Origin of the sequence: Acetomicrobium sp. S15 = DSM 107314, assembly GCF_016125955.1 — a bacterium.
Lineage (GTDB): Bacteria > Synergistota > Synergistia > Synergistales > Thermosynergistaceae > Thermosynergistes > Thermosynergistes pyruvativorans.
The window spans coordinates 1-14,105 of the sequence record NZ_JADEVE010000336.1 but is presented as its reverse complement, the minus strand read 5'-3'; the positions used below and the strand labels follow the sequence as shown (position 1 = coordinate 14,105).

The window sequence follows — 14,105 nt, the reverse complement described above, 5'->3', positions numbered from 1 at the left end:
TTTTGCTTTTACATATTAGAAAGTTTTGCCGCCTCATACCGCCCATTGAGAGACGATATAAACGATCACCACCATCAGAAAAGAGGCAATTACCCCATAAACGAGGTTGTTGCGCGGCCCCACCACAAACGAAGAGAGATGCGCCATGGCAGACGTGACAAGCGCAGTGGCGGAAAGAGGAGATATGAGAAACCCTATTGAACTGGCGCTTAAGAGCGTAAGGGCCACCACGGTAATTGGCAATACCGACTCCAACGTCTCCAAGCTTTTGCCTACCACCACTATTGTGATAAAAGGATGTATGCCAATCACGGCACCTCCCACGATGAGGACCACCAGGGCAGCAATGATGACCAATACGCCTCTGTCGCAGAAAAATGCCAAAAGGCTCCCTATCCATCCCTCTATCGGCGTTAGCGACATTGCAGTGCCAAAAAACCCTGCCGTGAGCAGAAGGGCAACTTGAGAGCCTATGCCCGGCAGCGTATTCTTTATAAAACCCAAGAGTAACATTGGTATGCGCCTCGTCTTTTTGATGACAACCAACCAAAGCAGTGTTATGCAGAGCGCAGCAACTGGAACGACGACGTAATAATTGAGACCATAAGGGCCAGTGAGCAGCGCTACAGAGATCACAAACGCAATCAAGAAGAACATCATTTGAATTAAAGCCTTACGCCGCGTCGCAAAGAGGCCCTCGTCCTCGGGCAATGGTTTTGCCTCCAAATGTAAAAGGTCTGCCTTTTCTCCTTTAAAGCACTGATAGCCAGTGAACAAAGCCAATGCCAGATATACAAAGCTCACCCCTATAGCATAAGGCAACACGTCGAGCCATTGAGCTTGTGAGGCGGCAAGACATACAGCCACCGTGGGAGCAGCCGGAGCCCATACGAGCGCTGCGCTATAACCCCTCGGTATCGAAATGACCAGCAGCCTGTCGGGGTCCTTCATGAAGCGCGAAAGCGCGGCAGAACTTATGACCCACAAAAGCGGTATCGTGGTGACCAGGATCAACGAACCCACTATAAAGGCCGCGACAGCAATGACGGCATAGCACCCCCACATGCTTTTTACGTGCGTCCCCAAAAAGTCCCCCAAAACATTGAGGGACCCGCCCTCTGTGACGCCCAACGTCAAAAGCGGCACAAAGCTTACCACCACGACCACATCGAGCATGTCCGTAAGGGCCTTAGTCCAGAGCGAAAGCCCGGCACCATGGCTCAACATAAAAAGACAACTTACCGACATCAAAAAAATCACCAATATCCTACTTCCCTTGCTCGTATAAGGCAAAGAAACCGCCATGGCCACGGCACATGCCGTAGCTGCCGGCAATTCAAGCCAGGGAAATATTTGCAACAACAGGCCGAGGATTGCCAATGCGAGATATATAACGGGTCGAATGTGCTTCACTTCAACGCATCCCACTTTTTAGAGGGGCTGTCACCAGCCCCTCTAAGCGATATTTTTGTAGTTTTGACGACTAAATCTGCCCTTCTTATTAAGCGCTCCGAGCGGCATCCAATGAGGCGGTCAAGTCCGCAGCAAATCCCATGGAACGCAATATACTCCCCAAAGCGGCCAGCAGAAGAATTATGTTCCTGCTGTTGGAGGAGCTGCCCATCAGCCCTATGCGGAGGATCTTGCCTTTTAGTTCTCCCAGGCCTGAGCCGACCTCGATCCCATAGACGGACATGAGTTGCTTTCTCAATGCAGCCTCGTCTATTCCCTCGGGGACTCTCACGGTTATGAGCGAAGGTAGCCTGTACGGTTCATCCACCAAGAGTTTTAACCCCATCGCCTCGAGCCCTGCCGCCAGGGCCTTCGCGTTTTTGAGGTGGCGCTCCCATCTCTTCTCTATCCCCTCTTCGGCCACGATCCTCAACGACTCGTTCAACGCATAAATCATGTTGGCCGGAGCGGTGTGATGATAGAGCCTTTCGTCTCCCCAGTAGCGGGCAAGCAATGTAAGGTCAAAATACCAGCTCTGCACCGGCACTTTTCTCTTCTTTATGGCCTCCATGGCACGGCCGTTTGCGGTGAGAGGTGCCAAGCCTGGAGGTGCTCCTAAACACTTCTGCGAGCCGCTATACACAACATCGAGGCTGAACTTCTCGACGGGCACCTCCACTCCGCCGAGCGATGTGACGGCATCCACTATCATGAAAAGGCCGGCGTCGTGGGCTATTTTGGCGATGTCTCCCAGAGGCTGAAGCACGCCCGTCGACGTCTCGGCGTGGACAATACCGAGGGCCTTAGCCCCAGGCGCAGCCTTGATCGCCTTCCTTACGTCCTCTGGATCCACAGGACGACCCCAGGGAGACGATATTGTGACCACATCAGCACCACATCGTTCGGCCACCTGGGCCAGGCGTTGGCCGAAGTAGCCATGGACGCAGACGATGACCTTGTCCCCGGGTTCTATCATATTTACACATGCGGTCTCCATGCCGGCGCTCCCCGTGCCGGAGACGGCTATCGCGAGGTCGTTTTCCGTCTGGAAGACGTACTTCAGCAGGTTCTTCGTCTCGTCCATGATGGCCAGGAAATCCGAATCCAGATAGCCCATGGTAGGTTCGGAAAGAGCCCTCAGAACCCGAGATTCTACAGTGCTGGGGCCAGGACCGAGAAGTATCTTATCAAATGTGCCCCTCCTAAATTGTCCTATACCGCTACAATTTTTAACCATAGTGCAGTCATCCTCCTGCAAGATAATCTTGACTTCAATGAACCGCTCTTCCCTCGACGGGAAGGAACTTCCCGGTCAGTATTCCTTGGCCTCCTCGACGCCGCGCAAGACGCGCAAGGCCCCTTGGACCAAAGCTTGCATCTCCTCTTCGCCCGGACGGACGTAGACCGGAGCTATAAAGCTAACTCTGTCTTTAATGAGTTCGACGAACGCTTCGCTGTGGGCGATGCCGCCCGTGAGCAATATGGCATCCACCTCGCCGTTGACAACGGTCGCCGATGCGCCTATGGCCCTAATGATCTGGTACGCCATAGCTTCATAGACAAGGCGCGCCTTCTCGTCGCCGGACCGGATCCGGCGCTCAACCTCTCTCAGGTCGTTGGTCCCCAAGTGGGCCGCCATACCCCCCTCGCCAGCTATCCTGCGCTGCACCTGCTCAAAGGTATAGTTGCCGCTGTAACACATATCGACAAAACCGCAGTTCGGAAGGATGCCGGCCCTCTCGGGAGCAAAAGGACCGTCGCCTTCAAGGGCGTTATACACATCTACGACGCGCCCCTTATTATGAACGCCCACAGAGACACCCCCGCCCATGTGGGTTACTATAATTTTCGCATTCTCGTAATCCAGCCCGAGCTCTGCGGCAAGGCGCCTGGCCATGAATTTCTGGTTCAGCGCATGAAAGATGGACCTGCGAGGGGCCTCGGGGAGCCCGGAGATGCGCGCGATGTCGTCCATCTCGTCCACAACGACCGGATCAACGATAAAAGAAGGCTTGTCCCCGGATTTGCATGCGAGTCTCCAGGCGATGGGCGCGCCCAAATTGCTTGCATGCGCTCCATAACGGCAGCTTCGCAAGTCATCGAGCATCCTTTCGTTTACGGCGTAGGTACCACCGGGAATGGGCCTCAAAACGCCGCCTCTCCCCACAAAGGCATCGATCTCCTCAAGGACAGCATTTTGCTGCTTTAGAACGAGCTCGATCTCGCCAAGGCGAAAATCCTCCTGCGCCATGACATTGGGGAAGGCTTTGAGTGTGCCGACATCGTAGCGTTGAGTGATGTTCCACAGCTCCCGCTCTCCCTCAAAGAGGGCCACTTTGGTGCTCGTCGAGCCCGGGTTGATGGCGAGGATTTTGAAATCGCCGCTCATGCCTTATAGGAGGACAAGACCACGGCTGAGGCAATGGAGAGCAGCTTAGTCTCGGGGGAGTCGGTCCTGCTCGTCAGCACAACAGGCGCTTTGGCACCCAAGACCAAGCCGGCCGTCTTGTTAGGTGCAAAGTAAACGATGGACTTCGCCAAGAGGTTGCCAGCTTCTATGTCGGGAACGAGAAGTATATCGGCCTGCCCTGCCACCTCCGAGGTGATCCCTTTGTGCCTTGCGGCCTCCACGTTTACCGCGTTGTCGAGAGCAAGCGGGCCATCGATGACGCATCCCTTTATTTGGCCCCGGCGGTTCATCTGGACCAAAGCAGCAGCCTCCAACGTGCACGGCATATCGGGATTCACCACTTCCACGGCGGCGAGCACCGCTACCTTCGGCTTATCGATACCAAAAGAATGGGCCAGGTTCACCGTATTGTTCAATATTTTAACCTTGGCATCGAGGTCGGGGGCGATGTTGAAGGCCGGATCGCAGATGAAGAAAATCCTGTCGTAACCCTCAATCTGATGTATATAGGTGTGAGAAAGGAGGGAGCCCGTGCGCAATCCCTTCTCCTTGTCTAACACGCCTCTCAAGAAATTCGCCGTCTGAATCATGCCCTTCATCAGGATGTCCGCTTGACCCGATGAGACGAGCTCGACGGCTGTGAGGCCTACCTCAACTTCGCTCCCTCTCGCGTCTACGAGGCGAAAGCGAGAAAGGTCGATACCGAGGCTTCGTGCAGTTTCTGTGATCTTGTCGGCGTTGCCTACCAGGATGACCTCGGCTATCCCCTCTTTTTGTGCCCTATCGACCGCTTCTAAGACGTCGGCGTCCTCAGCCCTGGCCACGCTGACCCTTTTAGGGCCTACCTCTTTGGCGTATGCCAACAGCTCAACAAGAGAGTGCAATTCTTTCATCTAAAATCCTCCCATCTAAACTAATATATTTCTAAACTAACGTATTCAAATGGACCAAAACGTTATAGGTCAAGAGGCTATGCGGTTGCCGAATTCACCAACCGGCTCCACGCCGGTTAAAGCGCGCAAGGCCCCCTCAGCGAGGGCCAATAGCTCCTGCCTCCCCGAATAGCAAAGGATGGGAGCGATCCACCGCACTCTATCCTGAATATGGGCGACGAAACGGGCATCGCGCACCACTTCGCCGGAGATAACGACGGCATCTACCTCGCCCTTCAGGATGGCCGCACAGGAACCTATCTCCTTGGCAACATTATAGGCCATGGCCTCGTAAACGAGGCTCGCTTTCTCGTCACCGGACTCGATGCGCCTTCTAACCGAAGCCAAATCGGCGGTCCCTAAGTGGGCCGCCATGCCCCCCTCCGCCGTGAGCCTCTTCACCAACTGATCTCTGGAATATTGGCCGCTGTAGGCCATACGGGCTAAATCGAGCGCCACAATGCCACCGGCTTTCTTTGTAGAGAATGGACCACTGTCGTCGGGGTTGTTGACATATGCCATGCGTCCTCCTTTGAAGACACAGACGCTGAAAGCCGAGTCCAGGTATGCCACTACGAGGTTAACCTTTGACCATTCTTTGCCCAAGTCCGAAGCTGCACGACGCGCCAAAGCTCTACAGGCTAAGGCGTGATCATACGGCAATCGCACGAGCTCAGGCAAGCCTGTCACCCTTGCGACGTCGTCCATCTCATCTACCGAAACCGGATCGACAACTAAAGCAGGGATGCCAAAGGGCTGCGAAACGGCGTAAGCCAATGCGCCACCCATGCTCGACGGGTGTCGATCTTTCAGCAATGTCTCAAACAACCGTTCCCCAATCGCGAAAACGCCGGCCGGCACCGAACCTATTACGCCGGCACTCCCCACTACAGCCGAAAGGCTTTCTGCCTCAACGCCGCGATGGCTGAGGACCCTCCTCGTGAGCTCTAACTCGCGTTCATACCCCTCCCTTGGCGATAAGACGTCCTTTAGAGGCGGGATAAAATCTCGCCATATTTCTTCTTTGTCAATGAAGTAGCCGATCATAATGCCATCAAGATCTGCGTTTATTGCAAGGATTTGAAATGTCATCACATCACCCTTTGCTAAATGGTCGAGAATGCCCCGCCATATTCAATCTTGAGCGAAGGTCGCCCATTAAAAAATGGGACAACCTTCGCTTTGGGTCAACTTCCGGAGGCTTTGCTCTAATCTTGCCAAAGGCCTCCGCAGCATTCGTCAAGAGAACCTCATCAACATGACAATTATACACTCTACGCGCTCTCCTCGAGCCATTTAGCATACCGCCGCCGCAGAAAAACCTTTGTGACCTCGGCCGCCACAGGAGCCACAAAGGCAAAGGGCAGTATGGTCAACCAGTGGCTCGCTCCCAATGGTACGGTGCTAAAAACCGGCTGCAGGAAGGGCACGTACATGACGGCCAAGAGCAGGAGGAGGGAACTACCTACGGCGAGAACCATCCAGCGATTGGAGGCCACCCCTATAGAAAATACCGAGTAGTGCTCGGACCTGGAGGTGAAGGCTCGAAGCAGTTCGGACAAGACGAGGGTAGCGAAGGCCATGGTCTGCGCACCTTCCACGTGCCCCGGGAAAGCCTTAAGGCCATAAACGAAGGAGGCCAAAATCGCGGCCGTCATGGCTATACCCTGAACTACTATCCCTAAACGCATATCTTTGTTTATGACGGGCTCCTTCGGAGGACGCGGAGGGCGCTTCATGATGTCCGGTTCGCCCTTCTCGAGGCCTAAGGCGAGGGCCGGGGCGCCATCGGTGACCAAATTCAACCACAGAAGCTGGATGGGCTGCAGTGGGATGGGGAGGCCAGTGAGCATTGCCAGGAAGATGATCAATATCTCCCCCACATTGCAGGAGACGAGGAAAAATACAAACTTCCTGATGTTAGAGTAGATAATGCGCCCTTCTTCCACGGCGGCCACAATGCTGGCATAGTTATCATCCGTCAAGACCATATCGGCCGTCTCCTTGGTCACATCTGTGCCCGTTATCCCCATTGCCACGCCGATGTCTGCGCGCTTCAGGGCAGGAGCATCGTTGACGCCGTCGCCGGTCATGGCTACCACATGTTCACAAGCTTTTAACGCATCCACGATCTTGACTTTGTGCTGCGGAGAAACCCTTGCGCAAACGTCTATCTGATTTGCTATAGCTACAAATTCGTCGTCGCTTAGGCGATCTATCTCCTGGCCGGACAATACCCTCCCGTTGGGCGTTAGGAGGCCTATTTCCCTGGCGATAGCAGTGGCAGTATCTTTGTAGTCACCCGTCACCATCACAGTCTTGAGGCCAGCTTCCTTGGCCACCTTTATGGCCTCTTTGACCTCAGGGCGCGCCGGATCGATCATGCCCAACAGACCGACGAAGACGAGATCCTTTTCGACGACATCCGGCGTGCACGGCTCAGGCACCGACTCCAGAGGGCGATAGGCCACGGCTAACACCCGCAAGGCCTGATTGGCCATTTCTTTGTTGACCCCCAATACCTGGCTCCGGACGTCTTCTGTAACGGGAGAAACCCGTCCGTCGGCTCCCAAAATGCCATTGCACAGATCGAGCACGATATCGGGGGCGCCCTTCACAAATGCGATATAAGAGTTCGGAAGATGCTCCCAAAGGGCATGACCCCTTAAGCCTTGCGGCGCTTCTCCGCTGGGCTTATGGATTGTGGTCATGCGCTTACGCTCAGAGTCGAAGGGTATCTCGGCCACTCTTGGGAGGATTTTTTCGACCTCTTCGCGCCATAGCCCAGATTTTGCTGCGGCCACGACCAAAGCCCCCTCCGTCGGGTCGCCAACCATACGCCAGGCGCGCTTTCCATCCGGACTTTCCACCTCTTCCAACTTGGCGTCATTGCACAATAGCGAACCATAAAGCAGAAACGACGATGCGACATGTTGATGAGGTTCTTGCGGGGAATTTTCGTTCAAGAATTCGCCCTTCGGATTGTATCCTTCGCCAGTGACTTGAAGCCAGCCATCGCCGGTCCACGTCTTAACAACTGTCATCTCGTTTTGAGTAAGCGTTCCGGTCTTATCGGAGCATATCACCGTCGTGCAGCCTAAGGTCTCGACTGCAGGAAGCCTCCTTATCAGGGCGTGTCTTTTCACCATGCGCTGCATCCCGAGCGCTAAGCATATCGTGACAACAGCGGGCAACCCCTCGGGCACAGCCGCTATGGCGAGGCTGACGGCGGTCATGAACAACAGGACGACTTGGTGCTCGTAGGTGCTCAAATACGTCCTTATGCCCTCGCCCAACAGCGCTAAGTCTGTATCCCTGAAGAGGCCAATAAAGAAAATAACCGCGCATATGACCAAACATGCCGTCCCGAGCCATTTACCCAGCTGATCCAACCTCTGCTGCAGCGGAGTCGGTTCTTCCTCGTAAGACTGAAGCATCTCAGCTATGAGGCCTATCTGAGTCTCCATGCCTGTCGCCACGACGACCCCTTTGCCCCTGCCGTACGTGATCATGGTGCCCATAAAGGCGCAGTTTTTCCTGTCTCCCAAGGGGGACTCCTCATCGAGCACAAGCGACGCTGCTTTATCGACCGGCACCGACTCTCCCGTAAGAGACGCTTCGTCAATCTTCAGGTTTACGGTCTCCACTAAGCGAAGGTCGGCCGGAACGTAATTGCCGGCTTCCAGCACTATCACGTCTCCAGGGACGAGCTCACTGGCTGGGACGGTTATTTGATGACCGTCGCGGATGACGCTGGCGACCGGAGCCGCCATTTTCTTTAGCGCCGCCAAAGCCTGTTCCGCTTTGGATTCTTGTGTCACGCCCAAGATCGCATTCAGGGCAATGATCGCAATTATAGCCAAGGCATCAATAGTTTCGCCCAAGAGCATGGAGACCGCTGCTGCTACTATCAATATAATTATCAAAAAGTTGTTGAACTGATCGAAGAGCAACTTTAAAAAACCAGGACGAGGTTTTTCCATCAATTCGTTCGGCCCAAATTCCTCCAGCCTGCGTCGTGCCTCGTCGCTGCTCAGGCCTCTCTGAACGTCAGTCTCGAGTTCTTTGACTACCCCATCCACGGAAAGGGTGTGTGCCTTAGATGCGATCTTCATCTGCCTCGCCTCCGAAAAAATTTGTATTCATTGCAATTGAAATACCTCTCCGACCGCAAATAAGAAATCCTAATGTCACTTTCAACCAAAAGAGGGCGAACTTCATAATCGCTGACTAAATAATACAAGAACCGATCATAAGCATCGAATTAGCTTACTACAAAAATGTTAGATTTATCTAAACTACTCACAATCACCTTTGTTTTTATAACAACAAAGAGCCACTGTTAGCAAAACCTTATCATGAAAACCACAGGTAGTGCAAGACCAGAGAGCAGATTCAGGCTATGCCGCAATGGCATTCTTCAAATAGCATTACGTTTAACCTGACTTCGCAATCTTGGCGCATCATGAAAATATGTCTTCAACGTTGAAACGTAATCTTTTCCCTTCGTTATCAAGCCTGCCACTTATGCGAACACAAAGTTCTTTGGTCATTTCTTTAAATCGAATACAGCCCCAGACATAGCGGAGGAAACCATAAGAGAGTATCTGTAAAGATAACTCTTCTGCGGAATCTCTTTTTCTACTTTTTTCCATTGCCTTTTTCTCTCTGTCAAAGTTTCATCGTCAACCTCGAGGGTGATCGTCCCTTCTGGTATATTTATAGAGACTATATCGCCTTCCTCAACAAGGGCTATTGGCCCTCCTTCCGCAGCTTCAGGGGAAACGTGGCCGATTGCTGCGCCTGAGGTGCCGCCCGAGAACCTTCCGTCTGTTATGAGGGCAACTTCGCAAGACAACCCCATTCCTACGATAGCCGCTGTAGGGGTAAGCATTTCCCTCATTCCGGGACCCCCTTTGGGGCCTTCATATCTGATGACGACGACATCGCCAGGGTTTATTTTTCCGCTGTATATGGCTTCGACTGCCGATTCTTCTTGATTGAACACCCTGCATGGGCCACGGTGAACATACATTTTTGGATTAACGGCAGCACGTTTGCAAACACATCCCTCTGGGGCAAGATTGCCATATAAGAGTTGCAGTCCGCCGGCATGTGAATAGGGATTATCTAATGGCCTTATAACATCACGATCATAAACCTCGAAATCCTTAATGTTGGCGGAAACATTTCTTCCACTTACTGTCATAGCATCGCCGTTTAACAACCCAACCTCATTCAATTGATTCATTAAGGCCCCTATGCCTCCGGCTTTATGTAAATCTTCCGGATAGTGTCCATTTTCCGCAGGGCTAAGTTTAACCAGGTGGGGGACTTTTCTTGAAAACTCTGAAAAGATGTTCACATCGAAATCTATATCCGCTTCATGCGCTATGGCGGTAAGGTGAAGGATGGTATTAGTAGACCCCCCTATGGCCAGATCCACAGTCACGGCGTTTTCCAGGGCTTTCTCGGTTATTATTTGTTTGGGAGTTATATTTCTTTTAAGGAGTTCCATTATTTTTCTGCCTGATTCTCGAGCAAACGCCACTCTCTGACCTGCTACTGCGGGGATAGAGCTTAATCCCGGAAGACACATTCCGAGTGCCTCTGTCAGGTAGTTCATAGAATTTGCCGTCCCAAGAAGATTACATGCGCCGCATCCAGGAAGAGCATCTAATTCCATTTCTGCAAGCTCCTCTTCCGTCATTCGGCCTTTTGCAACCTCTCCCTGCGTAAACATGAGATCGGAATATCCCATATTTCTCCCCTTGTGACATCCGGTCAACATGGGACCACCGTTAACGACGATTGCAGGGATATCAAGCCTCACACAGGCCATCAGCATTCCAGGAGTGATTTTGTCACAGTTGGTGATCAGGATCATTGCGTCATACGAGTGAGCGTTCACCATGGCTTCAACGGTATCCGCTATCAATTCCCTGCTTGCGAGGGAATAATGCATGCCGTAATGCCCTTGGGCAATTCCGTCACATATTCCTATAGTGGAAAACTCAACAGGCAGTCCCCCAGCTTCTATTACCCCCTCTCTGGCAGCCCGAGCGAGTTGTCCCAAGTGTATATGGCCAGGCATTGTCTCGTTCTGTGAGTTCACTATGCCGACAACGGGTTTTTGTAAATCCTTCGGGGAATGCCCCATAGAGTAATACAGCGCCCTATGCGTAGCCCTTTCAATGCCTTTTTTGGTAATATCGCTTCTCATTTATAATACACCTTCTTTATGTTTTGCCATTATTGGTTTTATATTAAGATAGAATAACGCAAAACGACAAAAGAGGAGTTTTAGCAAACTGCAATAATAGGTGCTGATTACACCAATCACCCTCTTTTTAACAAAAAGACCAAGAACAGTCTTTATGTTTAAAGCTACTATTAAACTTGTTCAACTGTTCTTTTAGTTTATAGCAATAAATAACCACCCACAACAAAAGTTATGTTAACTACAACAGAAATCCACAATAAAGTCTCCCCCAGCGGACCTATTGAAAATTCTGGAGCCTGCCTCTTTATTTTGTAATGGAGAAGTAGTGCTATTATTGCAATGACGGGCAATGATATTGAAAGCAGCATGCCACCCAACACGACGAGCCCCGCAGGGCTCGGAAAAACATAATAAAGCAGGAACATGAGCAGTGGACCCACTATTAGGAAGAATCGTCGCCATGATAGCACTTGTCTTAGATCGGCAACTTTGCAGATCTTTGCTCTGATAAACCCGTCACCTACCACCCTGCTTATGCCGGCGGAGTTGACCAGATAAGTGGACCAGAGCACAACGAAGGCGGCGAACATGAAGAGGATCCTCGCCCAATCACCGAGCGTTTGCGTATACATATTGGCAAGATCCTCCACCAACTGCATCCCGCCAGGGGTTATGCCCATTTTATGAAGCACGGCGGCTCCCAAGACGTAAAAGGCAATTGTGACTAACGTATACACGACACAGCCTACAATGAGGTCCAAGCGCATGACACGGATCCACCCTCTGGCTCGTTCTTCCCATCCGCTCGTTCCTTTTGGACCTGTCCATGCTGCATATCCCTTACCCTTCGCCCAATACGTGTACTGAACCAATTCATTTGCAGAAAGGCCGGTCATGCCAAAGACAGAAATTGCCACAGCCATACCTGCCGCTGGCAGTTTAAACTGCAACCCGGAAGCGATGTCAGAGATGCTATATGCATATGGTGTAAATTGTAAGCCAATAAAAGCAAGAAACGTGGTAATTACAGAAAATGCTACTACCAAAGTTACCATTACCCTTTCTATATCGGCGTATATGCCGCGGAACAACAAGGCGATCCCGACAATTCCAACTACTATGCCCCAAAAGTTTGGACTCCCTACCCCAACAAGCCCCTTCATGGCCAAGCCTTGGCTGCCAAATATACCGGCCATCGTCACAAGCAGTGATACCATCAGCAGAATTGACCACCACACCGCCCAAGAAGCGCCAAGACGGGGACCTGGAATTTCGTCAAGGATCTCTTCCAACCCCTTCCCGGTAGCAATTATGTAACGGCCGATCGCTTCTTGGATCATTACCTTAGCCAAACAACTCAAGATGATCATCCACAGCATCACATATCCGATCCGGGCGCCCAAAAGGGTCGTAGCAATGAGCTCGCCAGAGCCCACTATGGCTCCTGCCAAGACAAATGTTGGGCCCATAGAGCGCAACGTGCCCCAAAGGCTGTGTGGTGGTTCTTTAATATTCTCTGCTTTCAGCTCAGGACTATACTCGATTTCCAGATCTTTTAAGATCTTCTCTGTTTTATCTGACACCAAACTAATCACCTCCAGATCACACATTCGGCATTTATAGATCGTCTACGAGGTCGCCATTTTCATAAAAACTAAATTCCTTAGGTTCTCCTCTCACCTCCAAATTAGACATCTCTCTTACGAAAGGCAGAAAAGCCTCCGATACCATAACCTCTTCCAAGGAAAGCGTATCTCTTATCCAGACGACTTTTGCTTCATCAGGTGATACTAAGCCTATCGTCTTTAGGGCAGTTTCGAGGGCTTCTTTGTCGTTTTTACACACTACCGGAAGTCGGGCCTTTTCTACCACCAAACCCGTAATGGCGTTGGTATAAGTGGCATCCCAATTAATCTTACCTGCCAGTTTTTCGGTGGTGAAATCAGCCATGCCTAGGCCTATAGCGTTGCCGCCAGTCTCTTCCGTGAGATCGCGCACAAAGATACGGGTGATCTTCGGCCACTCAGGCTCCGGCGTATATATGTTCATAACGCGTCCTACTACATTCGTGTCCATGCCTGTGCCACTGATGTTCTTCCCCATTCTATCGACGATCAACAAATCCATCTCCTGGAACGGAAGCTTGGCCATTATCTCCCTGGCTTTCGTTAAGAGCTTACCCTCCCCGGTTTCTATATCTTGTGGCAAAAGGGCCGATATTATTGCCGTCTCATCATAAGCATTTTCTACTACGGCTAAGCCGAGGGCTACTGGGCAATTGCGGATCACTGCCCTTCCCACGGTGCGTATGACCTTAGGGCCAGTGAGCTTTACCGCCGCTTGGTGATAATACATAGCCCCTTTATGTTTTCCCAAGCCTATGGTCATCATTTTAAGCAAGCCGCTTTCTACATCGCCGCGAAAGTCTGTATGCGGCTTTACACGGTTGAACACCACGATATGATCTGCCGACAGGGCGTTTTTATCGACAAACACGCTCAGGCCATCTTCCGTCCTGCCCACTTCTTCTACATCCATAGACGACTTAATGGGAACTGCAAGACCATCTTCGGTTATCCCGTAGTGAGCAAGCACTTCAACCTGTCCCTTCGCTGTGGCGCCTCCGTGGCTCCCCATGGCAGGGACAAGGAATGGCTTGCACTTCCAATTTTTTAGCTCATCCACGATAGCCCGCACAATCTCTGGCAAGTTGGCTATCCCCCTGCTCCCGACAGTAATAGCCACGCTATCCCCGGGCTTCATTCTTGTAGATGGAAGAATGCCCTCGATTTCACCTCTAACGGCAGTGTATACGTTACCGATAGACGTATGAGGGCCAAAATTCTGCCCTATCTTAATCATCCTGGGAAATTTTTGTGCGTTCATATATCCACCTTCTCATACGCCACAATAGGGCCAGCACTTTTTGATACAGATGCTGGCCCTATGCGGCTGAGTTTTCTCTACTTGCGCGTTAATTCTTTGAGCATATGCTCTTATTCCTGCGCCCTCTCAGGCAGGAGATTATAGCAATGCTCATCGGCGGGGAATTTTCCGCTCTTCACATCCGATATATACTCCTTGAAGG

At 51.7% G+C, this 14,105-nt stretch carries 9 protein-coding genes; all 9 read right to left on the bottom strand.

Translation table 11 applies throughout. The features are described 5' to 3' along the window. Positions 1–33: 33 nt before the first annotated feature. On the bottom strand, positions 34–1,413 hold the full coding sequence (locus EZM41_RS09565) for a hypothetical protein (RefSeq protein WP_198470872.1): 1,380 nt from the start codon (positions 1,411–1,413) through the stop codon (positions 34–36). Between the two features lie 88 nt (positions 1,414–1,501). Continuing rightward, a complete protein-coding gene (locus EZM41_RS09560; RefSeq protein WP_198470871.1) occupies positions 1,502–2,689 on the bottom strand; it encodes a pyridoxal-phosphate-dependent aminotransferase family protein in 1,188 nt (395 codons plus the stop codon). 75 nt (positions 2,690–2,764) lie between these two features. Next, positions 2,765–3,841: a butyrate kinase gene (gene buk, locus EZM41_RS09555; protein ID WP_198470870.1), complete on the bottom strand. Its 1,077-nt coding sequence runs from the start codon at positions 3,839–3,841 to the stop codon at positions 2,765–2,767. Beyond that, the gene (locus EZM41_RS09550) at positions 3,838–4,755 is read right to left on the bottom strand and encodes a phosphate butyryltransferase (RefSeq protein ID WP_198470869.1); all 918 of its coding nucleotides are present in this window, start codon (positions 4,753–4,755) and stop codon (positions 3,838–3,840) included. The genes buk (EZM41_RS09555) and EZM41_RS09550 overlap by 4 nt, the downstream gene beginning before the upstream one ends. Before the next feature lie 69 nt (positions 4,756–4,824). Further along, on the bottom strand, positions 4,825–5,886 hold the full coding sequence (gene buk, locus EZM41_RS09545) for a butyrate kinase (protein WP_198470868.1): 1,062 nt from the start codon (positions 5,884–5,886) through the stop codon (positions 4,825–4,827). Between the two features lie 182 nt (positions 5,887–6,068). Then, on the bottom strand, positions 6,069–8,909 hold the full coding sequence (locus EZM41_RS09540) for a calcium-translocating P-type ATPase, SERCA-type (RefSeq protein ID WP_198470867.1): 2,841 nt from the start codon (positions 8,907–8,909) through the stop codon (positions 6,069–6,071). Between the two features lie 434 nt (positions 8,910–9,343). Next, positions 9,344–11,017 (bottom strand): dihydroxy-acid dehydratase, encoded by a 1,674-nt coding sequence (gene ilvD / locus EZM41_RS09535; protein WP_198470866.1) that lies wholly within the window; start codon positions 11,015–11,017, stop codon positions 9,344–9,346. A 197-nt stretch (positions 11,018–11,214) separates the two neighbouring features. Next, positions 11,215–12,600: an Nramp family divalent metal transporter gene (locus tag EZM41_RS09530; protein ID WP_342449300.1), complete on the bottom strand. Its 1,386-nt coding sequence runs from the start codon at positions 12,598–12,600 to the stop codon at positions 11,215–11,217. Positions 12,601–12,634: 34 nt separating this feature from the next. Then, positions 12,635–13,903, bottom strand: a complete 1,269-nt coding sequence (locus tag EZM41_RS09525; RefSeq protein ID WP_198470864.1) for a lactate racemase domain-containing protein — start codon at positions 13,901–13,903, stop codon at positions 12,635–12,637. Positions 13,904–14,105 lie beyond the last annotated feature (202 nt).

Coding starts and splice junctions, on each gene's coding strand:
- buk (WP_198470868.1), bottom strand. CDS start 5,886: ATGACATTTCAAATCCTTGCAATAAACGCAGATCTTGATGGCATTATG.
- EZM41_RS09560 (WP_198470871.1), bottom strand. CDS start 2,689: ATGGTTAAAAATTGTAGCGGTATAGGACAATTTAGGAGGGGCACATTT.
- ilvD (WP_198470866.1), bottom strand. CDS start 11,017: ATGAGAAGCGATATTACCAAAAAAGGCATTGAAAGGGCTACGCATAGG.
- EZM41_RS09540 (WP_198470867.1), bottom strand. CDS start 8,909: ATGAAGATCGCATCTAAGGCACACACCCTTTCCGTGGATGGGGTAGTC.
- EZM41_RS09550 (WP_198470869.1), bottom strand. CDS start 4,755: ATGAAAGAATTGCACTCTCTTGTTGAGCTGTTGGCATACGCCAAAGAG.
- EZM41_RS09525 (WP_198470864.1), bottom strand. CDS start 13,903: ATGAACGCACAAAAATTTCCCAGGATGATTAAGATAGGGCAGAATTTT.
- buk (WP_198470870.1), bottom strand. CDS start 3,841: ATGAGCGGCGATTTCAAAATCCTCGCCATCAACCCGGGCTCGACGAGC.